Genomic DNA, 24254 nt, shown 5'->3' on the forward strand with positions numbered 1-24254 from the left:
TTATTTCTCAAGTACTGTAATAATGGAAGCAAAATTTCCATTCAAATCTTTGCGCCCCTTTTCGGGCATAAATACTCTGGAAATAGCACCATCTAAATACAAGGCATTATGGCATCCAAAGTGCTTAAAGAGTGTAGCAAAATCGTAAAAATTGGTTCCTTCTTCGGATATGGCAAATACTATTTTTTTACCATCTTTAGAAACCCCAACGCCATTGCGGATATTCAAATTAGAGGATCCTTTTTTGAATGCGGGATGGTACTTCCCGTTTACCAAAAGCATTGGTCCAGATTGTACTGCATTGCTAAATTTTAACTTGTCGCGCGTATCGGCAAAATCTTGTGTTGTTGCTATCCCTGCATTCTCTCCATTCCAATAAAAAACTCCGTTGGGTTTTAGATAAAAGTTATCACTGTTGGGATATTCGGTGTTTAAAGGGCAAATCTCTTTTCCGTTTTCATAGTAAAGCCCTAATGGTTCATTCTGGGAGGTTGGCTCGTGTGCTACTTTGAAAATACCGCCATTCATCATCATTTTCACCTTTGCCTTTTCTGCCTTAAAAACCTTATTCTGTAAGGTAGCAAAATTAGAATACACCTTTTTAGACTTGCCAGTATCTGCCCAATTTATTAATACTTTATACTTTTCTAAATCAACTACAAACACCAAATAGTTTACATGATTTTCATTAAGTGTTACATGTTTTGAGCCGGCTTCTTCTTTTAAAAAAAGCGGTACAAATGGCTCTTCCGGTTTATGTGTTACTACTGTGGTAGTTGGTGGTGTTATGGTTGCAGGAATTGTATCTTTCTGTTTAGCAACTTCTTTCTTGGGTGCTTGCTCTTGCTTTAGAAATTGCTCTTTTTTATCTTTTAGGTACGCAATAAACTTTTTGTTCTTCCCTATTTGAATTCCAAGATCTCTCTTTTCGTCTGCGGTTATTTTCTTAGATATTTTAAGGCTGTCTAACTTGCCAATGAACCGTGTAGTAGAATCTATTTTAGTCTGATAAATTGCCACAGAATCCGATGCATATTGAGGTTGCACCGTTTTAGTAGAATCGCTACTTGGGTTGCAGGCCGAAAAATTCAGCAGACCAATAAACAGCAGTTGAATAACCATGTTTTGTTGTTTTAGTTTTTGCATTGAATTAAAATGGCTCCTGCAAGTCCGGGTTTGGAACTCATCTTCCTACTCTCAATTGGTTTCAGGTTTCGCATGGTTCGTTCATCTTTTACATCGCCTTCATACACATCTACTTTTAGTGTATTGGGCGGTATGCTTCCTAAATTCCATGCTTTTGATATAATGTAATTTATCTCGTTTGGTTTAAGTGTTACCGGTATGCGATAGGCTTCTTTCAGATTATTGTTTTTTAAAATTCTTATTGGCGCTTTATCTAAAACAACTTGGTCGTTTACAATAATGGAAACAATGTCGCCATCTTCCTGAGCATCGTCATAAATACAAAGCGTGATTTTACAGGTATTAAGCACCAAAGGTTTGGTTTGCATAATTACAGAATCGTTGCCCACATTAAGTTTTGCATCTATTACTACCGGCACTTGCACTGCTACTTTTGCCTGCTTTTGCTTCACCACAATATCAAAAGAGCAGCGTTTGGTGTTTCCTGCTTTGTCGGTTGCTTTATACACCTCGGTATTTATACCTACCGGAAAAAAACCACCGGAGCCAATACCATCTAATAACTTCATTTCCTCAATTTCGCAATTATCGGTTGCTTGTGGCTTTTCATAGTTTACTACAGTACCGTCTTGGTCGGCTTCTACATAAATAATTTTATCATCGGGGCAGTTTATTTTTGGCTCTTCGTTATCAGTAACTTTCACCATAAACGAACAGCTTTTAGCACTACCGTTTAAAGTTGCTTTGTAGATATTATCGGTTGCTCCGACTTTAAAAAACGAACCGCTTTTTAATCCTTCGCTTTGGGCTAACACCGCTCCGGGTGCACCAACCGCTTCGGGCAAGGTATAGCTTACCACCGCACCACATTTGCCTGCATCGTTATGTGTTCTTATATCATCCGGACACTTCACTCTAAAATCTTGATTGGCACAAAGCACCGTAACCTTAAACACACATTCGTTTACATTGCCTGCCTCGTCTTTTGCCTCAAACTTTACCACGGTGCTGCCAATCGGGAAATTGCCGCCACTTTCTACTCCTGAAATAAGTTGCACAGCAATATCTTTGCCGTTATCGGTAGCTTTAGGACGAGTGTACACCACCTTAGCATAATCTTTACCGGGTTCACAGTCCATTACAATATCTTTCAAGCAATTTATGGTAGGCGGTGTTCTATCCACGGGTACCACCGGAGGTGGCGGTGGTGGAGGTGTTTCCTTAGGTTTTTCTTGCACCACCGGAGGAGGTACTTCTTTAGGCTTCTCAGGCTGTGGAGGTGGCGGAGGTGCTTGAGCCGTAACCTTAGCTTTTTCAACTATTATATTGAAACTACAGGTTGCTGTATTGCCTGCCGCATCGGTAGCCTTTACCTTAATGCTGTGTGTTCCTACAGAAAACATTTCACCCGATGCCAATCCCGACAACAATTCTACTTTAGCATTGCCACAGTTATCGGATGCTTGTGGCGTATTGTAACTAACGCGCTTACCACTTTCTGTAGCTTCGCATTGTACACGTATATCTGTGGGACAAGTAATTACAGGCGGTTCCGCATCTTTAACTTCTACATAATAGGTGGCTGTTAACTGCTCGCCATTATCGCTATTGGCTAAGAAAGAAAGCGGTGTTCTACCCACAGAAAAAGTGCTACCGCTCGATGGCCCTGCCACCCTAACCACATTAGCGCTGCCGCAGTCTATAAATGCTTGAGGCTCCTTATAAAATACTTTTGCAAAACATTTCCCAGGCTCGGTTTTCATAACTATGTTAGATGGTACATCTATATCGAAACGGTTAGAAAAAACAGCGCCTGTTTGATCGTTGTACAAAGACAGTACTTCATTTTGCGACAAGCCTACACTATATAAGCGCAACTCATCCATGGAGCCGCAAAAAAACTCTGTGCTTCCCGGAATATCGCGCCCAATTTCGAGTGGTGCATTATTGGGGGTAAGGCTCTTGTTATAGGCAAAGTTCCATACCTTTTGTCCATCAAGATAAACGGCAACTTCGTTTCCATCATAGGTTTGTACATAATGATACCAGATATCAAAATTCAATTTTTGCGACCAGTATTCAGTAAAATCTGTATTGAGCGAAACAGTACTTTGCGGTCCTTCCAATGCTTGAACTCTATACTGCGGATTATTATCGGTTTCTCTTGGCTCTATTCCTTTACATACTAAAGTTATCCATTTAATATTAGGTGTAGCAATACTGGGTTTCATTTTTATCCATGCCGAAATGCTAAACGCAGTACTAGGCGACTGCAAACTATTGGAATTAGGAACAGAAATAAATCCTGAAATGCCATCGAAATCTAATGCACCACAACTGTTGCCAAATCGGTCGAAACCACGCTTTACATTGCCGATAATTTTACCATTGTTGTTGTTACCGCTTTTATCGCCTGCACTCGTATTATCGAATGGATAATAAGCAATGAGTCCTTTCCGTGGCAATTGAGCTAATGCAGCAGTTGCAACGAAAAAAGAAAGCAACACAAATAGAATAGAATATCGCAAGGTGCGTTTTTTATTCGTAGTAATATACTAATAGGTTGGTAGCTTTTTCGGCTGGTGTTTTGCCCACAATATCGTTGCGTTTATTGCCTCTTTCATCGTATAATTCAAATACGTTTTGCATACCGGTATCGAGATTTATCATAAAGATAACTTCATCCATTTCTTTAAATTTCTTCAGAAAATCGAAAGCATCCAATGCTGCTTGCGACAATGTTTGCTCTTCATCGGTATGTACAATAACGTGGTAGAGAACACCGCCCATTTTGCAGGCTGCCAAAAACCTGCGAGAAGCTTTATTCTGGCTTCCGTTTAGTCCAACTTTGGGCTGGTCTTTAAATGCCAGCAAGTGGGTTTGGAAAGTAGTAGCCTCTACATCTTTAGCACAGGCTATAAACTCTTGCCTATCGAACGTATTGTTTTTAATGTCGTACGACTTAGGTTGTCCATTACACGTAATGTTTACCTTTTGTTCCTTTATATTAGCAACTGCAATACCTCCTGTGGCATATACAATTACAAAACCATCAAATTTATCGGTGGTTTTTTCGTTCACAATTTTGCCATTGTCTATGGTTAAACCTTCGGGAACAAAATTAGCTTGCTTATAGCTTTCCAGATCTATGTATGTACCACTGGAAATAAGTACAATATCCTTACCTGTTTTCCATCTTTGGTAGCGATCATACACATTTAAACCACCTTCTTTAAAAGCAAAATACTTTGCTTTTATTCTTTGGTTGCTGCGGTTCATGGTTATCATTTTGTAAACCTTATTACCAAATTTTGAACTGGTAATTTCTACCTCACTGGAGGCGTATGCCGCGCGAATAGAAGTTTTATGCCCAATTGAAAATGAACACAAAATACCTACGATTAGAAGTGCAAAAATTCCTTGCTTCATGCTTTGTTTACGATTTAGATGTAAAAAATTTTTGTTTAATAAAATTGAAACTGGTATAGCAACCAACTAAAGAAACTACGATTCCTAAAAATGCAATTAGTTTAAGGTAAATAGGCGAACGATCCCAAAAGCGGCTAAGCACGTGTGTCCACGCATACTCTTCTGTAACTTCCAAAAAAAACTTTTGGTATTTAGAAATAGGTGGAAGTGTAAAATTATAGTTGCAGTCTATTAAAGCATCGCGCAATTTTCTTATATCGTATTCAAAAACGCGGTCGCGATTTTCTCCCACAATATTCTGCACCTTTGTAGAAGCATAGTCTAACCAATAAGAACCAATGGCTTTGTACAGAATTGGATCGTAAGTATCCCACTCGCCTATGGTTTTAAACTTTTTTCCCAATTCAATTTTCTTAAACAAATAGGCAAACGAATCTATGGCATATTCATTTGAATCTGCGGCAAACAACTTTGTAGTAAATACATCATACAATACTTCGCGCCCGCTAAAACCTAACGAATCAATTTGTTTTTGATGATGCTTTATGGCTCCAATTTCACTAAAATCTACTTCACTCAAATAGCGAGCATAATTGAAATTGCCGGAGCTATCAAAATATTCTTGCTTTGAAATACTCCATGAAGCAACTGCACTTAAACACCATGCTAACAGAATAAATGAAAATATTGAAAAGCGAGTTGCCATAGCCGAACCAAATTAAAAGGAATGTGTGAAGTTATATGCCAAAGTAATTTGCGAATAAAAGTTCTTGGTTTTAGCCGGAGTTATTACCTCCGTTGGAAGCTTAGAAGAAGCCACAGTATTCAATCCCATATCGCCTGAAATATAAATGATGCGACCAATGTTTATTGCCAATCCAAAGCCATATAACTGCCAATCTTTTGATTGTGCGAGTATATCGCCCGAACTCCAATTCCAAGGATTATCGCGGCTTATATTCCAATACAAATCCACCACTGCCGGAGCAGAGCGCTTGCTCCTTCCCATACGCGCACCGCGCTTGCCGTTAATTCTAAAACCCATGGTTATTACATCTCTTCGAGTTTGGTAAACGCCAAAATCTTGAATAGATTCAACACGTTTGTGCAAGTCGGAACCTGTATAGTTTGAAGTGCGGGTGTAATTAAAATCGTGCATCTGCAGGCTGTTCATGTATTTTATTAAATACTTAAACGAGGTCCACCCGATTGCAAAATCTATTCCAAAATCAAACTTGCTATACTTGTAATTTATCTTATCTTCAAAAGAACCTGCATCGTTAGAGGTTTTCCATGTTCCTCCATTTATCATAGCCACAGAGCCACCATAAGCCCCCCCCACTATCACACCTAAATGTATATTGGAACGGTACAGCGGATGAAACATAATATCGCCTCTAAATCCCATTCCAAAAGGATTTACCAGTTTTTGCCCCGAACCAAGAAATGTATTGGAACCACTGCCAATGGTTTGGGTAGAAGTTGTAGTAAAGTTTACAACCATTGGGCGGCTGCCTATATCAAAACCTACATTTAAACCAAAGCGCATTCCTAAGAACTTTTTATATTTCTTAGAACTTGAAGATGAACTGGAACTGTAAGAACTACTTGAACCCGAAGAAGAATTAGAAGGTTGCGAATAGGTAGTAGTTGGCGGTGGTGGTACATACGTTTGCTTTTCTTCAGCCTTTACTGTTCGCTCGCTTATATCTCCTGTGAGTGTATAATCTATACTTTCGTTTATACCAACTGCACCACCTTGTGTACCAATATCTATATACTTCTGTTCTTTACTATCTGCTTTAGAACAGTTCTGATATTTAATGGTAACTAGCAATTCTTTCTTACCACTCTGCAATGCCCCTTCAATATTAAAACGGTATTTATTGGTTTTGCCGCTTGGGTCGCAAGAGTTTGTACTCGTTCTAAAACTAATAGAAACCTTGGTTCCATTTCTATTATAGATTTCGCTCCAAGCGCTATAACCTTGTGCCAATGCATTGTTTCCCCACAAGAAGCTCACCAATAATAAAACTATAAAAACGTAGTTGTGTTTCATGTATTTACGGAAGTTGAATTTTTTGACAAGAACCTGCACTAACAGTAAATGTGCCCAATGTAACTAAACCATTACAAGTAGTAGTAGCCGTATAAGTGCCAACAGGTAAAGTAAAATTGGCACAATCTGAAATGGTACAACTGGTTGGCACCGATGTTTTTAGCCCCGAAACCATAGCACTGCCACCAGAATTATTAAGTGTAACCGTTATTGGAAAACATTGAGAAACCAACGAAGAGTTTCCTGTTGCATAAAAACTCAACTGCCCCGTATTGCTGCTGTTGTAGCTAACAGATTTAGTTACGCAAGCACTATTAAGATTAATATTGCCACTTGTTACTAATGCTCCGCTATTAGTACAAGTTACGGTGTAATAATAAGTTCCATATGCCAAGTTAGGGAATGTTGCAGCCCCTGTAGCATTGCAATTAGACGTACTGCTGGTTGTAATTGTTTGCGTTCCTACACCGCTTAACGTAACAGAATAGTAGTAGCAAGTATTGGGAATGCTGTTGCTTGTATAAAACGTAAGTGTACCTTTTGATACTACATTGGTTTGATTCAACTCACAGAAATATCCAAAAAAGCCATATGGGCATACGCATTTACCCGATTCGCAAGTACCGCCATTTTGGCAACTGCTTTCACTACATTTGCGACAGGAAGAAACCGTTAAAACAATACTTATTAATAAAACCCCTACTAAATAAGAGTAGAATTTTGTCATAGTCCCATTCAATTTGTTAGAAAATCGAATGCGAATAAATGTTTTTTGTACAAAAAATTGAAATAAGAGTAAGAATATATAAAAAGAAGAAAAAATAAGACCCTGCCCACAGAGCTAGGTCTTTTAACTTATTCTTATACCCTCAATTTATACCCACCATAAACCTAGTATTACAAAATATATTACAATAAATAATATACTAAGCGTAATACCAATAGCGCCAAGTATTATACCCAGCAATGCCCATTTTCTTCTATTGAATGATTGAAGCCCCAAAATACCCAACACAATACCACCAGCTCCCAAGAAAATTGAGAAAAAGTTAAAGAAAGGAATAGGAGATGTTCCCGCAGAAACTATTCCCAATATTCCACCCACCAATGCCAAAATATCTCTTGCATCATCACTCATGCGCTGTGCTGGTTTTTTAAATATAATTTGCTGCGTCATTTTGGTAAGTGCCTTAAACTCTGTTGCTTTTACCATCATTTTTCCTTCGCTGTTACGGGTTAAAAACACCTTATTATTAGAGTATTGAGTAAGCACCTTATTTACCTTCTCAAAATTTCCGGCCTCAATTTCTTTTGCCAAGTAAGAAGGAATACGCGTGCTTACCGGAGTTTCTTGCCTTAAAAATGCCAACAGTTGCGACTGCTTAGCAGAGCGTGGAGCAACTTCAGCTGTCTTTTGTGCTACCACCTTTGCTTTCTTCGGTAAAGAATAGTATTTATATGCCATTATAGGGCGCTGTATATGGCGCGAAGCCATGTTGGGGCATTTGGTTGCGCTTCCTGTTGTAGAGCAACTGCTTACTATGTAAATAACACACAGACCAAAAAGTAAAATGTAAATGTTTTTCATAATCGCATGTATTTAGTTAATAATATATCAAACCAACAAAAAAATATGTACCCAACAAAATATCAGCACAATTAAACCACTTACCTTTTGAAAAGTACTAGAAAAACAAGATGTTCGTTTCGTTACTTATGCAGCAACTTATTTCTTTATGTATCCTGCTATTGGCATTAGCGAGTCAAGCGCAGCAAAAGCCAGTATCCAACACTTCTAAACTACCGCAACGCCCCACGCTCAGCAAGCACGATTTAAAACAAATAAAAGCTATTGAAGATACGCTTAAAAGCCTCAGCTATATTACACTAAACGATAGCACCGATGAAGGCAGAAAGAAAGCCTGCTATACCATGATACCAACTTTAGTGCGTGCACTAAAAATAACCAACTCGTTTTACTACCCTTTCGATTCTGTTGTAAGCATATCTAAGGTTTATCCGCCAGACAGCACTTTTAGAATACTTACATGGCAAATGCAGCAGCGAACTTCATTTAGATATTATGGTGTAATGCAAATGCGCTCAGGCGAAATGAAAATATTTCCACTAGTAGATAACAGCGATACCATGCAACATCAAACTCAACAAATTTTGGGTAAAAACAATTGGTATGGTTGCCTCTACTACAACATTTTGCTTCATATAGTAAACAAGAAAAAATACTATACCCTCTTTGGATATGAAAGAGGCGATTTTCTTACCAAAAGAAAAATTTTAGAAGTGCTTACTTTTAATGAAAAGAAAGAGCCCGTTTTTGGAGCCCCACTCTTTTTAAAGCATGAAGGCGATAGCGCCAAACCAATGCGTACAGACACTTTTAACCGATACTTTATTGAGTACAAATGGAAGGCAAACCCAACCATGAATTACGATAAAAAGTTAGACCTTATAGTATTTGACCATTTGGTTCCTCCGCGCGATATAGCCCGCGATACTTATTTTACTTACGTACAAGACGGCACCTACGAAGGTTTTAAATGGGTGAACAACCATTGGGTTTGGCTCGAAAAAGTATTTACATTTTCTATAGATGAAAACGATAACCCTCCTATTCCATCGCCACTTTTTGGCACACCGCACAAGCAGCCGGAGTTGCCTAAATAGCATTTATAGTGTATTGCTTTTTTCTGCAAAGGCAATAATATGCCCATCTAAATCTGCAAAATAGCAAACATTATCGCCCCAGTTGCGCGGCTCTATTGGGCTTATGAGCTTGGCTCCGCATTGGAGCGCATTGGCAAACTCTGCTTCAATTGCATCTACATAAAGGTAAAGCTCGCACCTAGGGATACCGTTTCCCAGAGCAGGATGTGGTGTTTTATCCGATAAAATAGCTGCTATTCCACTATTGGGCATTAAACCCAACTTACAATTAGGAGCAAGTAAAAATTCTGTCATTCCCGGCACATGCAAGCAAGGTGTTTGCCTAAACAACTGCGTATAAAATTGGCAACTTGCTTCTTGGTTGCTTACATAAAGTATGGTTTCTACAAATTTAATTTGCTTCACCGCCATCAGTTTTAAAGATATTGCCAATGCCGCGTTTTAGTCGCTGCAAAGTTTCTATACTCTTACTCAGCGGCTCTGCCGTAATATCATCAAAGCGTTCAATTACATAACGTTGCCCAAACTGCTGAGGGTAAATAATAATTCTGCTATTGGCAGAAAAATGTTTTTCAAGTTTTAATGGTAAGTTTTCAAGAGCCGGCATGTATGAAGCCGTGCCTTTGCGGGCAGAAACTAGAACAAACAAATCGGCTTCGCGTATGTTTCTGGCAAGAATTAAAAAATCGTCCCAGTCAGAAAAATTTGTAACAGATCTTGATGCGGCTAGCTTGGCGCGATTAAATACACTTTCTACATGTTTTTGGGTTGCCTCGTTGCAGTATAATTCTATAGGAATGCTTAGCTCTTGTGCCAAACGCGCAACCTTTGTAAGCCAGTGTTCAAAACCTTTTTCGTGCTCGGTAAGCGGAGGTGCAGCCACCACAATGCGCTTATGTAAAATCAATGGTTTATCTAAATGGCATATATAAATACTCTTGTCGGTATTGCTCAAAATGTTATCCAATTTCTCGCCTATCAATTTATCAATTAAACCGGTGCGTTTGGGCCAACCCATTACAATAATATCGGCCATAATTTCGCGCGAAATACGTGCAATACCACTGGCAGCATTGTGATCTATAGTTGTAATAATATCTACTTTAGTTTCAGATGCCGAAGCTTGCTTTACAAATTCTTCCAGCTTATTGCGAGCCTTTAGGATATTAACTTCGGCTTCATCGTTATTTGAAACTACTGTAAGTATAGAAAGTGGATTTACAGACTTTTTATCTTTAATGAAAGAAGAGAACTCCAACACTTTTTCAATGTTCTGCATATTGGCAGTTGGCAGCAAAATATGCTCATTGTGTATGCCATTTGCCTTCACTAAATCGGCTGTATTATCTTCGGTTTCAACTATAATTTCTTTAGCTGCTTTTTCGGTAGCAAATGAAGCTACAATACAAGTTATGAGTATTAAAATAATAGTGCCGTTCAAAATGTTTTCATCTAAAATTTTAGCCTCGTAACCCACCAAAATTACGGCAAGCGTAGCAGCAGCATGTGCTCCACTTAAACCAAAAATAAGTTGGCGCTGCGCCTTGGAGTACTTAAAAATAATCTGTGAAAAAAGTGCCGCCAACCACTTACCCAACAAGGCAACTACCGAAAGTGTTCCTGCAACAATAAGCGCAGTAGGGCCACTCAAAATTACACTTACATCAACCAGCATTCCCACACTAATAAGAAAAAACGGTATAAAGAGTGAATTGCCAATAAACTCAATTCTATTCATTAAAGCCGATGAATGAGGAATTAGTTTATTAAGCGCCAAACCCGCCACGAATGCTCCAATAATTGCTTCAACCCCTGCAAGCTCAGCCAAGAAGGCCGCAAAAAACACCACTGCCAATACAAAGATATAATGCGAGTGTTTTTCGCTTTCCAACTTTTGAAAGAACCATTTGGCTATACGCGGAATAACTAAAAACATAATAGCCGAAAAAACTGCCAACGAAATACCCAAGCGAATCCAAAACTCTTGGTTTAAATTTCCCTGGCTGCTGCCAATAATTACGGCCAAAATGATGAGCACCGCAGTATCGGTTAATATGGTACCACCAACCGTAATGGCTACTGCTTGGTTTTTAGAAACACCCAATTTACTTACAATAGGATACGCTACCAATGTGTGGGTGGCAAACATGCTGGCAGTTAAAAAGCTGGCATTAAAATCGTAACCTAAAAAATAGTAACAAACCGGAAAGCCTATTGAAATTGGAATAATAAATGTAAAGAATCCAAAAACTAAACTCTTATTCCTATTGGCCTTAAACTCATTTAAGTCTAACTCCAATCCTGCAATAAACATAATATACAACAACCCAATGGTTGAAAACAGGTTGATGGCAGCATTCTTTTCAAGTACATTTAAGCCATAAGGCCCAATAACTACACCCGAAATAATCAACCCAATAATACCCGGAATGTTGATACGCCTGAGTAAAATGGGCGATAGCAAAATAATAAACAGTATGAGCGAAAATATGAGTACCGGATTTTTAAGTGGTATTTCAAATTCATGCAATAGGTGGTTAAAAAATTCTTCCATGATTGTTTTGTCGGTTTGGCATTTCGTTGGTTGCAGCAGTTACTGGCTGCCATTCAAGCCCCGCAAAAGTATTGCTATGCTAAAGGATGCAATTGTTTTGCAAAACGAAACACGCTAAAAAAATAAAAGGTTTTTAAGGTTTTTTGCAGCGCTGAAAGTAACAACATTTTCTACTTCATTGCTTACATTATTCTTAAAAATTGCTCTGTGCTTTTACGCGTGCTGCACAAAAGAAATTAGAACCAGTTTTTCTTTACAAAAAACCATGCCATTGCCATAGAAGTAAGTATGGTAATACTAAAAATCACAATAAAAGCATATGGCTCCGATTCTAATGGCAGCGGTACGTTCATTCCATAAAAACTGGCAATGAGCGTGGGCACCATAAGCACAATGGTTACGGATGTAAGGCGTTTCATTACACCGTTCAAGTTATTGCTGATAATACTGGCAAAAGTATCCATTGTACCGTTTAAGATATTACTATACATTTCACTCATCTCCAATGCCTGTGAGTTTTCAATTACAATATCATTCAACCAATCTAATTTTTCTTCTTCCTTTATTCGTAAGAAGTTGCTTCGCTGCGTTTTCATCATCATCAACTCGTTACTTCTAATATTGGTAACAAAGTAAATAAGGCTCTTTTGGATATTGAGCAAGTTGGCAAGATCTTCGTTTCGCGAACTGTAATACAATTCTTTTTCGTAAGCATATCGCCTATTGTTCAAATTCTTCAAGAAGTCTTGAAACATCATTACGTTTCTTTCAAAAATGTGTAGAATAAAAGATTCCACATCATTGGTAAAGAAATTCTTTGGTGGCGTTTCCATAAAATAATTTATTACCGGATTGCGATGTGCGCTAATGGTAATAATGTTTTCTGCCGTGCGAATAATACCGATTGGAATGGTAATGTAAATAGCCTCGCTATCGGTAATACCTGTATTGCGGACGGGTGTTTTCAATACAATTAAATCCACACCGTCTTCACTTTCGTAGCGCGAGCGTTCGTCTATATCCAACGAGTCGGTAATAAAGTCTAATTCTACAGAAAGCCTTTCTGAAAGCTCGTGTGTTTCTTCGCTGTTAAACGGACCGTAAAGATTTATCCAGCAGCCGGGTTCCAAAGATGGTAGTTGTTGTAGGCTGCCATTCTGTTTTTTCAGATAGGTTATCATAACTTCCCATTCCCGTGAGTTTCGTTAAACAATATGCTTCATGCACCATTAGGTAAAAAAGCGCACGAAGGTAGTTATTTTTACAAAAGATAAAAGGGATTTTCCTAAAACTATTCCCATTCAATAGTTGCGGGTGGCTTACTGCTAATATCATACACTACTCGGTTTACGCCACGCACTTTATTGATAATATCGTTGGAAGTTTTAGCTAAGAAATCATGTGGTAGCCTGCTCCAATCGGCTGTCATTCCATCGGTAGAATTAACTGCACGAAGCGCTACCATGTTTTCGTAAGTACGCTCATCGCCCATTACGCCTACACTTTTAACCGAAGTAAGAATTGCTCCCGCCTGCCATACTTGGTCGTATAGCCCAAATGATTTTAAGTTGCTGATATAGATATCGTCTGCTTCTTGAAGAGTATTTACTTTTTCGGGAGTAATATCGCCCAAAATACGAACCGCTAAACCGGGACCGGGAAATGGGTGGCGATTTAATATATCGGGATGTAAGTTCAATTCTTTTCCGGCTTTGCGCACTTCATCTTTAAAAAGGAAACGAAGCGGCTCTACAATTTTCAATTTTAACCTTTCGGGCAATCCGCCAACATTGTGATGCGATTTTATGGTGGCTGAAGGCCCTTTTACACTTACGCTTTCTATTACATCGGGATAAATAGTGCCTTGTGCCAACCACTTTACTTCCGGATGCTTTTTTGCTTCTTCTTCAAATACTTCTACGAATACTCTTCCTATAATTTTGCGCTTTTGCTCCGGATCCGACACGCCACTTAACTCTTTCAAAAAAACATCTCCGGCTCTTACGCCTACAACGTTTAAGCCAAGGTGTTCATATTGCTCAAGTACTTGCTCAAACTCATTTTTGCGCAACAAACCATTATCTACAAACACACACAAAAGATTTTTTCCTACAGCTTTATGCAATAGCAAAGCAGCTACCGAAGAATCTACTCCGCCACTTAATCCAAGTAATACATGTTCGCTTTGCAACTTACTTTTAAGTTCGGCAATAGTTTCTTCTACAAACGAGGCAGGCGTCCAACCTTGGCTGCAACCGCATACTTCAAACAAAAAGTTGTTGAGAATTTTATGTCCTTCTGTGCTGTGATATACTTCCGGATGAAACTGCAAAGCATAAACTTTATTTGCAAAAGAGCCTTCTCTAGACTTAAATGCGGCTACTACTTTAGAATCGCTTTCTGCCACCAATTCAAACTGATTGCCTATGCTGCGAATAGTATCTCCGTGGCTCATCCAAACCTGGCTGTAGTTGCTTACCTGCTGCATCAGCGTATCGCTCAGATTGGTTATTTCTAAATGCGCTCTTCCATATTCGCGTTTATCGCTCTTTTCTACACTGCCGCCATTTTGCTTGGCAAGCAACTGTGCGCCATAGCAAACTCCCAACAATGGTTTTTGAGCTATTAGTTTTAGCGTATCTACAAATGGAGCATCGGGATCGTTTACGCTCGATGGACTACCACTTAAAATAATGCCTTTAACATCGCTGCTTATTTCGGGCAAATGATTGAAAGGAACAATTTCGCAGTACACTGCGCTTTCGCGTACTCTGCGTGCAATAAGTTGTGTGTATTGTGAGCCAAAATCTACAATAAGAATTTTTTCGTGCATGGGCGCGAAATAAATTGTTCTTATTGAAACAAAAAGGGGATTTTATCCTCTACTTAAAACAAACCGTAAAGTTCTGCATCTATTTTGCGAATAACCTCTCCAAGTGCATTCTTATCATCGGCAAAGTTTACTTTATCCACATCTATCACCAATAGTTTGCCATCGGTGTACGAAGTAATCCATTTTTCGTAGTACTCATTGAGTCTTCTTAGATAATCGAGGCGAAGGTTATCTTCGTATTCTCTTCCTCTGCGCTGAATTTGGTTTACCAATGTTGGTACCGATGCCTTTAGATAAATCAATAAATCCGGTGGCTTAATTAAGCCGCTAACAGTTTCAAACAAACTGCGGTAGTTTTCAAAATCGCGCGAACTCATTAGCCCCATTGCATGTAAATTGGGTGCAAAAATATGGGCATCTTCGTGTATGGTTCTATCTTGAATTACAATTTCTTCTCCGTTTTGTATTTCTACAATTTGCTTAAAGCGCTTGTTTAGAAAATATACTTGCAGATTAAAACTCCAGCGCGGCATATCTTCATAAAAATCGTTGAGGTATGGATTATTCTCTACGTCTTCAAATTGGGGCAACCATCCGTAATGCTTAGATAGCTGCTGGGTTAAAGTAGTTTTCCCTGAACCTATATTTCCTGCTATGGCAACATGCTTAATGCTTTTAGGCACGGCACCCATAGGCTTCTTTTCTGCTGCTGGCTTTGCTTGTGGCTTTACTGCTTTGGCAGCAGGAGTTTTCTTTTCTACCGCTGCACCTTTTTTAGCAACGGGTTTGGCTACAGCTTTGGCAGGAGTCTTTTTGGCTACTGCCTTTTTAGCGGGCGCTACCTTTTTAGCAACTGCTTTTTTTGCAGGAGCAGGTTTGGCTGCCGCAGCTTTAGTGATAGTTTTTTTCTTTGAAACAGGTTTAGCTTTTGCCATAGGAATTTGCTTGCGTGTGTCGAAAATAAAAATTTGTTATTCGCTTAAAACTTTTTGAAGCCTATTATTTCGCGTACATCATTTAAAGTTTTTTGTGCGCTTAATCTTGCCTTCTCTCCGCCTTCATTCAATACGCTATTTAAATACTTTTCATCGGCAGAAATTTCTTTAATACGCTCACGAATAGGAGCTATAAATTTCACCATATCTTCTCCCAATTGCTTTTTAAAATCGCCATATCGAATGGTACATCCATTGTAAGCATCATCGAAGAACTTATACGTATCGTTTGTAGAAATCAACTTCATAATATCAAACAAATTCTGAACAGCGGTTGCCTTTGGTGAATTTTGAGCCGTGGGACCTGAGTCGGTAACTGCACGCATCATTTTTTTCCTGATAGCATCGTCTTCATCGTCTAAAAAGATTACAGAATTTTCTCCCTTAGATTTACTCATCTTTCCTTCGCCTTCTAAACTCGGCACACTCATTAGCGCTTCACCAAAGGTAAATGCTTGCGGCTCCGGAAAGTACGAAACATTATACAAGTGATTAAAGCGGTTGGCAAAAGTGCGTGTCATTTCTAAATGTTGCTGTTGATCTTTCCCCACCGGAACTTTCAACGCACGGTGCACAATAATATCTACCGCCATCAACACCGGATAGGTAAGCAACCCGGCATTAACATTATCGGGCTGGCTGCGCACCTTTTCTTTAAAGGTAGTGGCACGCTCCAATTCGCCCAAATATGCCAGCATATTAAACACCAAATATAATTCCGGAATTTGCGGAACATCGCTTTGCCTATACAACACACATTTGCTCGGGTCTAAACCACATGCCAAATACTCCACAATGGTTTGGCGCACATTGGCACTTAAATCGGCAGGATTGGGATGCGTGGTAAGAGAATGAAAATCTGCAATAAAGAAATAGCAGTTAAACTGCTCCTGCATTTCAACAAAATTTTTAACTGCGCCAAAATAATTACCAATGTGTTGGCGATTGGTTGGCCGAACTCCGCTTACAACTGTTTCCACTTTCTATATCTATTTTCTTTTAGAAATACAACAATTTATGGCAAGCATAAAATGAATCATTTTCTACTTGCTACACTTTCTTATTTTTGCGCGAAGCTAAACGAAATATGAAGATAGACAACGCCTTAGTGGAACGATTGGCAGAACTTTCAAAATTAGAGTTTGAAACCGAAGAAAAAGAACGCATAAAAAAAGACCTTCAAAATATTTTTGATTTGGTTGAAAAACTAAGCGAAGTGAATGTGGAAGGTGTAGAACCCCTAGTCTATATGAGCGATGAAGCCAATGTGTTGCGCCACGATGCCGTACAGGGACAAATTTCTAAAGCTGAAGCACTTTTAAACGCACCGCAAAAAGATTCCGATTATTTTAAAGTGCCTAAGGTTATTAAAAAATAAAAATACTATCTGTATTCCTCTTTGTAAATGCCGATAAGCGTAATAAAATAAGCAATTAACAACGGTCCAAAAATAATACCTGTAAAGCCAAAAATTTCTAAGCCAATCAACACTCCAAAAAAGGTAATTAGTGGATGAATATCTGCCATCCTTTTTTGTACTGCAAAGCGAAAAACATTATCTATGTTAGAGATAACCAATAAGCCATAAAGTGCTAAAAGAATTGCACCAACGTGGCTTCCGGTAAAATAAACATACACACTCAGCGGAATCCAAACTATGGTAGAACCCACCACTGGAATTACAGAAAACAAACCGGTAATTACCGCCCACAACAAAGGCTCATCTACGCCAAATATCCAATAGCCAACACCTGCAAATACAGCCTGAATAAAACCCAAGAGTGGAATACCAATTGCATTGGATAGAGTCATCTTCTTTAACTCCGATAATAGTTTTTGAGTAGTGCTTTCCGAAAAAATAGAATAACTCCTCACCCACTTTTCAAAATTTCTTGCACTCGAAAGCATAAAGAATAGCACAAAATACATAATGGCTATTTGCGCTACCATATTAACTGTAGAAGACAAAATACCCGGAATAAATCCTGCGGCTGTACTCGATATTTGGGCAATACTATCGCTCGATAATATATCTACTCCGGTTAGCCCCGTAACTAGATCCACTTTGCTTTTCACCATCTCCAAAATTTCCTCGTATCGATCAATTACTATTGCCACTTTGCCAGCCAGCATTACCAATGTAAGCCACACAGGCAATAGCAATATCATAAATGAAAAAAGAAAAATCAATACTATAGAAAAGATTGCCTTCCACTTCCGTTGCTCGGTAAGAAAGAAGTGTACGGGACGAAAAAGTATATACAACACCAGCGCACCCAATACACCGCTCAAATATGTTTCGAGATAATAAAACAGCAACACACCTAAAAAGGTTAGCAATGCAACAAAAGCAAGTTGCTTAATGGTGGAAGAAGAAATGGGCGATTGAACACTCATACAATAATCGGTGGCAGTTTAAAATTGTTTTAAAATAGCATTAGTATTTCACACAAATATTTTTTGCTTCTGTAAAAAAGCGCATAGCATCTAAACCTCCTTCTCTGCCAACGCCACTTTGTTTCACTCCACCAAATGGCGTTCTTAAATCGCGGTGCAGCCAGCAGTTAATCCACACCACGCCTGCTTCTACTTTTTCTGCAATGCTATTGGCTTTAGATATATTGCTTGTCCACACACTGCATGCCAAACCATAAGGCACACTATTTGCCATTTCCAACACTTCTGCTTCTGTATGAAAAGGTGTAAGCGTTACTACCGGACCAAAAATTTCTTCTTGTTGAGTGCGGCAAGTGTGCGGTAAGTTCTCAAACACCGTAGGTTGAATAAAAAAACCAGCATGGCATCTTCCCTCTAGTTGTACGGCATTGCCACCGCACAGCACCTTTCCTCCTTCCTGCTTTGCCAATTCAATATAGCTTAATACTTTATTAAAATGCTGCTCCGAAACTATAGCGCCAAGATTAGTATCACTTTGTTGCGGGTCGCCTACTTTCAACTTATTTACTTCTGCAACAAAGGCTTGTTTAAATTTTTCATACAAAGCAGCTTCTACAAAAATACGAGAACCACAAAGGCAAATTTCGCCTTGGTTGCTAAACGATGCCCGCACTACATTCTTTACTGTATTTTCAAAATCGCAATCGCCAAAAACAATCGTTGGATTTTTACCTCCTAACTCCAACGACACCTTTTTAAACATAGGAGCTGCTACTGCTGCTATGTGCTTTCCGGTTGCTGTGCCTCCGGTAAAACTAATTGCTTTTATGGCAGGATGCTCCACTATTGCTTGCCCCGCTTCGCTACCTAAGCCATGCACAATATTCAGCACGCCTTTGGGTAAACCAGCTTCTATGCACACCTGCGAAAGCAAAAATGCAGTAAGTGGTGTTACTTCGCTTGGCTTTGCTACCACACAATTGCCGGCAGCAAGCGCAGGCGCTATTTTCCAACTAAAAAGATAAATAGGTAAATTCCAAGGCGAAATACAACCAACTACCCCCACAGCTTGCCGCAATGTATAGTTTATAGCATCGGGCATAGCATGGCTTTCCGAAGAAAACTGCTGTGCTGCCGCAGCAAAAAATCTAAAGTTAGAAACCGCTCTTGGTATATCTACGGCCTCGGCAAGTGCAAGAGGCTTACCTGAATCTTCGCTTTCCGCAGCCACAAATTCATGAAAGCGTGTTTCTATGCCATCTGCAATTTTTAGTAAATAAAGCATGCGTGCCTCACCCGGCAACTTGCTCCATTCGGCAAATGCCCGCTGTGCAGCCTCTACGGCAGCAACTACATCCTTGTTATTACTTCTTGGCAAAGTAGCCAACACCCTGCCGGTTGCAGGATTTATGGTATTGATAACACTGCCGGAAAATGAAGGCTGCAATATTCCATCAATGTAATTCGTAATTGCTAACATAAATGCCAAACCTACACTAAAATTTTTTGTTACAATAGCGCACAAAATTCAGTAATGAAAATTTTAATGGTTTGCTTGGGCAACATTTGCCGCTCGCCTATGGCACATGGTTTAATGGAAGAAAAAATTGGTAATCATCAATTGAACTGGCAAGTAGATTCTGCCGGCACCAGCAGTTTTCACCAAGGCGAAGCGCCCGATACGCGCGCCATTACCTGCATGGAAAAACATGGAATAGATATATCCGCACAACAATCCAGACCATTTAGGAAAAATGATTTTGAGGATTTCGATTTAATATTCTGCATGGATAAAATAAACCTACGTAATGTATTGTTGCTCGCACAACACAAAGAACATGCCGCCAAAGCCAAATTGATACTGCATGAAATCGAGGACGAACTTACAGAGGAAGTGCCCGATCCATACTACGATAGCTACAATGGATTTGAACATGTATTTGCATTGCTCAACAAGGCTACCGATGCTATTATTAAAAACTATACCAATGCCCAATAACTTATGTACGACTTTTTAATTGTAGGGCAAGGTATTGCAGGCTCTTCACTAGCGTGGCATTTAATAGAGGCCGGAAAAAAAATTGCAGTAATAGATAATGGCAATTTAAACAATGTGTCTCATGCCGCTTCGGGAATTATCAATCCAATTACCGGCAAGCGATTTGTAAAATCGTGGTTAATTGACACGCTGCAACCTTATGCGCTGCAATGCTATCGGAAAATAGAAGCCGATTTAAACGTTAGTTTCTTAAAGGAACTTACCATTTACCATGTATTAAATTCAATTGAAGAAGTAAACGATTGGAGCATAAAAGCAGCTACCGATGGCTACACACAATATCTTTCAAACTTTAAGATACATGCACTTGCCGCTGAAAAAGTATTGAATCCAAATGGATGTTTTGAAGTGCAAGGAGCATTAAAAATAAACGCCCGGTTATTTCTTCAAGCCATAAAGCATAAAATCCGGCAAAGCAATTTATTCATTGAAGATTCTTTTGATGAAAGCGCACTAGCTATTACACCACATAAAATTTGCTACCAAAACATAGAAGCGCAGTATATTATCTTCGCTACCGGTTTTGATGCCGCACAATCGGCACTATTTACACCAATAAAATTCTCACCCGTAAAAGGAGAAGGTTTGTTTATAGAAATTAAAAATTTCTATCCCGAAAATATTATTCATGGCGATGTGCTTATTTCTCCCACCAACGAAAAAGATATTTACTATGCAGGCAGTACTTACGAGTGGCAATTTACCAACGACCAACCTACCGAAAGCAAACTCCATGAACTTACACAGCGCATAAAAAATACTATACGCTGCAACTTTTCTATACTGCAACATGTTGCGGGTATTCGCCCCGCTAGCAAAAATAGACGACCAATAATTGGCTTATTGCCCAATAGCAGAATAGGAATTTTTAACGGCATGGGTACAAAAGGTTTCTCACTTTCGCCTTACTTTGCCAAACATTTTTGCCAACATTTATTAGAAGAAACTGATTTATTACCGGAGGTAGATGTAAAAAGATTTTTTTAGAGCCGTGGAGCAAATAAAACAACCATATAAAATTTTTACTGTTCAAGATTTGGATGTAGTGTTTGAAGACAATCATTTTTTAATTGTAAACAAACCCAATGGTCTTTTGGTTCAACCCGATAAAAGCGGCAGCCAAAACATGGAAGACCTTGCCAAACAATGGATAAAGCACAAATACAATAAACCCGGCAATGTTTTTATTGGCGTACCACATAGATTAGACCGCCCCGTAAGTGGTGTGTTGGTACTTTGTAAAACATCAAAAGCACTGGTACGCTTTAACGAAATGCTCCGCAACCGCGAAGTACAAAAAACCTATTGGGCAGTAGTAGAAAGCAAACCAACTGTATTAGAAAATACACTGATACATTGGCTGCGAAAAAGCCCCAGCGGTAATTATTCCAAAGCATATCCCTCGCAAGTTAAAGATAGTTCACAATGCGAACTTGCATACAAATTCCTCAGCAGCAGCCAATACTATCATTTACTCGAAGTATATCCCAAAACCGGCAGACACCACCAAATTAGGGTACAACTTGCAAGTATGGGATGCAGCATAAAAGGCGATGTAAAATACGGAGCTAAACGCGAAAACAGAGATGCATCCATTCATCTTCATGCCAGAAAAATTGACTTTATACATCCCATCAGTAAAGAAAAAATTGAAGTAACGGCTTCTCCAAACTCAAACGACAAAGTATGGATGGCAGTTCAAGAAAACATTAAATAATTATTATTCTTTTCATCACAACCATTGCACCATAAGAGCTATAAAAAATAAAACAAATATCACCCAATTGCAATACCAAATACCTTTCGCCATTCACAATTCTTTTCTATTTTCCGTTCTTAAATTATTACATTGAATCTCGCACCATTTATAGACCATACCTTGCTCAAAGCCGATGCCTCGGAATCCGAAATAGAGCAACTGTGTAACGAAGCCAAAGAATATGGTTTTGCAGCCGTTTGTGTACCACCATATTTTGTACGCAAATGTAAACTGTGGTTAAAAGAAACCAACGTAAAAATTGCTACCGTAGTAGGTTTTCCGATGGGCTACGCCCACACACCCGCCAAAGTAGAAGAAGCACGCAGAGCCATAGATGAAGGCGCACACGAAATAGATATGGTCATCAATATCATTGCCTTAAAAGCAAACGATATCAACTACTTAAAAAACGAACTTACCAGTGCTGCCACCATCGTACAACTTCGAGGCGGCAAACTCAAAATAATATTAGAAACCGGCTTGCTTACACGCGAAGAAATTCTTACGGCCTGCAAGCTCTGCACCGAATTAAACATCGACTTCGTAAAAACATCTACAGGCTTTATTGAAAAAGGAGCCACCGTTGAAGATGTACAATTTTTACGCGCCAACCTGCCAAAAGCAATAAAAATAAAGGCCAGTGGCGGTATAAAAACAAAAGAAGCTGCCGAAGCACTTATAAAAGCAGGTGCCGATAGAATTGGCACTTCGCGCGGAGTAGCACTCGTTCAATAAACCTGATTGAAAAAGTAGCATCGAAGCCATCCATTGTAAAACGTAAAAAAATGAAACCGATAAACTATATCCTTTTATACGCCCTACTTGCCACCACCACCGCGTGGTCGCAAGAAGGCGTAATACAATCTCCCGAAATATCAAACCTGGTTGAAAGCTACCGCAACTACCAAAAAATTATGGAGTTTGAAGACGGGTTTCGCATCCAAATCAGCTATACCAACAATCGCGATGAAGCCTATAAAGCCAAAGCCCAGCTATACAAAGAATTTGAAACCATACCTTCGTATGTAGAATATGAGCAACCCAACTACAAACTTCGTATTGGCGATTTTAAAACCAAACTGCAAGCCACCGCACTTTTACAAGATGTAATAAAAATTTATCCCGGTGCATTTATCGTAAAAGATAGAATTAAAAAAAGATAACGTGAAAACTAAAATCACCGAACTTACCAATCGGTATTTTAATGAAATTATCGCTTGGCGCAGACATTTGCACGCCCACCCCGAACTTTCTAATCACGAAGTTGAAACCGCAAAATTTGTAACCCAAAAGCTACAAAGTTTTGGACTAACGGTACAAACACAAATTGCAGGAAACGGAGTAGTAGCCTTACTACAAGGCGATTTACCACATAGCAGGTGTATAGCACTTAGAGCCGATATGGATGCGCTGCCCATTACCGAAGCCAACCAAGTAACCTACGCCTCTAAATATCCGGGCATTATGCACGCCTGCGGGCACGATGTGCATACCGCTAATTTACTGGGAACAGCAAAAATTTTAAGCGAATTAAAACCTTTTGTTGAAGGAACTATCAAGTTTATTTTCCAACCCAGCGAAGAAAAAATTCCGAGCGGAGCACAAGCCATGATTGCCGCAGGCGCGCTCAAAAATCCTACACCCGATGCTATTTTAGGACTACATGTTTCGCCCGAAATTGAAGTTGGCAAAATTGGCTTCCATGCAGGAAAATTCATGGCTTCCAGCGATGAAATTTATATAACCGTAACCGGAAAAGGCGGCCATGCCGCACAATTACAACAAACTATAAATCCACTTTTTGTTGCCGCAGAAATACTCTTGGCGCTAAAACAATTTTCGGATGCCACGCTACCTGTTGTGCTCAATTTTGGAAAAATTGAAGGAAAGGGAGCTACCAATGTAATACCCGATACTGTTGAAATTGCCGGTACACTCCGATGCTTCGATGAACAACTGCGTTTTCAACTCCATGAAAAAATAAAAACAACCACAACTCACATTGCAGCCCAAAGCAATGCAATTGGCGCAGTACAAATTTTAGAAGGTTATCCCGTATTAGTAAACAACGAAACTCTTACCGCCCATTCACAGCAATCTATAGCTCAAATTATTGGAGCAGAAAACTGTATAAATGTACCACAGCGCATGGGCTCCGAAGACTTTGCATACTACTCGCACCAAATTCCGGCTTGCTTCCTCCGCTTGGGAGTAGGAAATGCAGCCCAAGGAATTACAGCCCCCATACACACTCCCAACTTTAATATAGATGAAACAGCTTTTAAAACCTCGGTAGCAGCCATGGTGCATTGGGCACTTCATGTCGAAGTATAGCCGT

At 39.3% G+C, this 24254-nt stretch carries 23 protein-coding genes; 8 read left to right on the forward strand and 15 right to left on the reverse strand.

Annotated elements, in window-relative coordinates; all coding sequences use genetic code 11:
• The 7 genes from KF872_04240 to KF872_04270 all read right to left on the reverse strand — a co-directional run bounded on the left by KF872_04240 (window position 1) and on the right by KF872_04270 (window position 8222).
• On the reverse strand, window positions 1-1146 hold the full coding sequence (locus KF872_04240) for a phosphodiester glycosidase family protein (GenBank protein MBX2902745.1): 1146 nt from the start codon (window positions 1144-1146) through the stop codon (window positions 1-3).
• Window positions 1134-3674 (reverse strand): HYR domain-containing protein, encoded by a 2541-nt coding sequence (locus KF872_04245; protein MBX2902746.1) that lies wholly within the window; start codon window positions 3672-3674, stop codon window positions 1134-1136. The genes KF872_04240 and KF872_04245 overlap by 13 nt, the downstream gene beginning before the upstream one ends.
• A 10-nt stretch (window positions 3675-3684) precedes the next feature.
• On the reverse strand, window positions 3685-4575 hold the full coding sequence (locus KF872_04250; GenBank protein MBX2902747.1) for a hypothetical protein: 891 nt from the start codon (window positions 4573-4575) through the stop codon (window positions 3685-3687).
• A 7-nt stretch (window positions 4576-4582) separates the two neighbouring features.
• A complete protein-coding gene (locus tag KF872_04255) occupies window positions 4583-5281 on the reverse strand; it encodes a hypothetical protein (protein MBX2902748.1) in 699 nt (232 codons plus the stop codon).
• 12 nt (window positions 5282-5293) lie between these two features.
• Complete coding sequence (locus KF872_04260) at window positions 5294-6634, reverse strand: hypothetical protein (protein MBX2902749.1); 1341 nt, start codon at window positions 6632-6634, stop codon at window positions 5294-5296.
• Window positions 6635-6638: 4 nt separating this feature from the next.
• On the reverse strand, window positions 6639-7361 hold the full coding sequence (locus KF872_04265; GenBank protein ID MBX2902750.1) for a hypothetical protein: 723 nt from the start codon (window positions 7359-7361) through the stop codon (window positions 6639-6641).
• A gap of 147 nt (window positions 7362-7508) precedes the next feature.
• Window positions 7509-8222 (reverse strand): hypothetical protein, encoded by a 714-nt coding sequence (locus KF872_04270; GenBank protein MBX2902751.1) that lies wholly within the window; start codon window positions 8220-8222, stop codon window positions 7509-7511.
• Window positions 8223-8332: 110 nt separating this feature from the next.
• Between KF872_04270 and KF872_04275 the strand changes: the two genes are divergently transcribed.
• On the forward strand, window positions 8333-9319 hold the full coding sequence (locus KF872_04275) for a hypothetical protein (GenBank protein ID MBX2902752.1): 987 nt from the start codon (window positions 8333-8335) through the stop codon (window positions 9317-9319).
• Window positions 9320-9322: 3 nt separating this feature from the next.
• On the opposite strand, the gene KF872_04280 is transcribed toward KF872_04275, so the two are convergent.
• The 6 genes from KF872_04280 to trpS form a co-directional block, all read right to left on the reverse strand.
• On the reverse strand, window positions 9323-9724 hold the full coding sequence (locus KF872_04280) for a hypothetical protein (protein ID MBX2902753.1): 402 nt from the start codon (window positions 9722-9724) through the stop codon (window positions 9323-9325).
• Window positions 9711-11873 (reverse strand): cation:proton antiporter, encoded by a 2163-nt coding sequence (locus KF872_04285; GenBank protein ID MBX2902754.1) that lies wholly within the window; start codon window positions 11871-11873, stop codon window positions 9711-9713. The genes KF872_04280 and KF872_04285 overlap by 14 nt, the downstream gene beginning before the upstream one ends.
• A 236-nt stretch (window positions 11874-12109) precedes the next feature.
• Window positions 12110-13054 (reverse strand): magnesium transporter CorA family protein, encoded by a 945-nt coding sequence (locus tag KF872_04290; protein ID MBX2902755.1) that lies wholly within the window; start codon window positions 13052-13054, stop codon window positions 12110-12112.
• A 110-nt stretch (window positions 13055-13164) separates the two neighbouring features.
• Window positions 13165-14706 (reverse strand): glutamine-hydrolyzing GMP synthase, encoded by a 1542-nt coding sequence (gene guaA, locus KF872_04295; GenBank protein MBX2902756.1) that lies wholly within the window; start codon window positions 14704-14706, stop codon window positions 13165-13167.
• 53 nt (window positions 14707-14759) lie between these two features.
• Complete coding sequence (locus tag KF872_04300) at window positions 14760-15398, reverse strand: deoxynucleoside kinase (protein MBX2902757.1); 639 nt, start codon at window positions 15396-15398, stop codon at window positions 14760-14762.
• A gap of 287 nt (window positions 15399-15685) precedes the next feature.
• Complete coding sequence (trpS, locus tag KF872_04305; GenBank protein ID MBX2902758.1) at window positions 15686-16681, reverse strand: tryptophan--tRNA ligase; 996 nt, start codon at window positions 16679-16681, stop codon at window positions 15686-15688.
• A gap of 107 nt (window positions 16682-16788) precedes the next feature.
• Between trpS and gatC the strand changes: the two genes are divergently transcribed.
• Window positions 16789-17079 (forward strand): Asp-tRNA(Asn)/Glu-tRNA(Gln) amidotransferase subunit GatC, encoded by a 291-nt coding sequence (gene gatC / locus KF872_04310; GenBank protein ID MBX2902759.1) that lies wholly within the window; start codon window positions 16789-16791, stop codon window positions 17077-17079.
• Between the two features lie 5 nt (window positions 17080-17084).
• Here the strand turns inward: gatC and KF872_04315 are convergent, their stop codons facing one another.
• Together KF872_04315 and KF872_04320 are read right to left on the reverse strand one after the other, a co-directional pair.
• Window positions 17085-18098 (reverse strand): AI-2E family transporter, encoded by a 1014-nt coding sequence (locus KF872_04315; GenBank protein MBX2902760.1) that lies wholly within the window; start codon window positions 18096-18098, stop codon window positions 17085-17087.
• Between the two features lie 40 nt (window positions 18099-18138).
• Complete coding sequence (locus KF872_04320; GenBank protein MBX2902761.1) at window positions 18139-19578, reverse strand: aldehyde dehydrogenase; 1440 nt, start codon at window positions 19576-19578, stop codon at window positions 18139-18141.
• A gap of 54 nt (window positions 19579-19632) precedes the next feature.
• On the opposite strand from KF872_04320, the gene KF872_04325 reads away from it, so the two are divergent.
• The 6 genes from KF872_04325 to KF872_04350 all read left to right on the forward strand — a co-directional run bounded on the left by KF872_04325 (window position 19633) and on the right by KF872_04350 (window position 24250).
• On the forward strand, window positions 19633-20097 hold the full coding sequence (locus KF872_04325; protein MBX2902762.1) for a low molecular weight phosphotyrosine protein phosphatase: 465 nt from the start codon (window positions 19633-19635) through the stop codon (window positions 20095-20097).
• 3 nt (window positions 20098-20100) lie between these two features.
• On the forward strand, window positions 20101-21144 hold the full coding sequence (locus tag KF872_04330; GenBank protein ID MBX2902763.1) for an FAD-binding oxidoreductase: 1044 nt from the start codon (window positions 20101-20103) through the stop codon (window positions 21142-21144).
• Between the two features lie 4 nt (window positions 21145-21148).
• Window positions 21149-21874, forward strand: coding sequence for an RNA pseudouridine synthase (locus KF872_04335; protein ID MBX2902764.1), 726 nt, complete (start codon window positions 21149-21151; stop codon window positions 21872-21874).
• A 132-nt stretch (window positions 21875-22006) separates the two neighbouring features.
• Window positions 22007-22651 carry a deoxyribose-phosphate aldolase gene (gene deoC, locus KF872_04340; GenBank protein ID MBX2902765.1) on the forward strand — a complete coding sequence of 215 codons (645 nt, stop codon included), beginning with the start codon at window positions 22007-22009 and terminating at the stop codon, window positions 22649-22651.
• A 50-nt stretch (window positions 22652-22701) separates the two neighbouring features.
• Window positions 22702-23079, forward strand: a complete 378-nt coding sequence (locus tag KF872_04345; protein MBX2902766.1) for an SPOR domain-containing protein — start codon at window positions 22702-22704, stop codon at window positions 23077-23079.
• A gap of 1 nt (window position 23080) precedes the next feature.
• The gene (locus KF872_04350; GenBank protein MBX2902767.1) at window positions 23081-24250 is read left to right on the forward strand and encodes an amidohydrolase; all 1170 of its coding nucleotides are present in this window, start codon (window positions 23081-23083) and stop codon (window positions 24248-24250) included.
• The last annotated feature ends 4 nt before the right edge of the window (window positions 24251-24254 follow it).

The organism is Chitinophagales bacterium, from assembly GCA_019638515.1.
In the GTDB taxonomy this organism is placed as follows: domain Bacteria; phylum Bacteroidota; class Bacteroidia; order Chitinophagales; family LD1; genus UBA7692.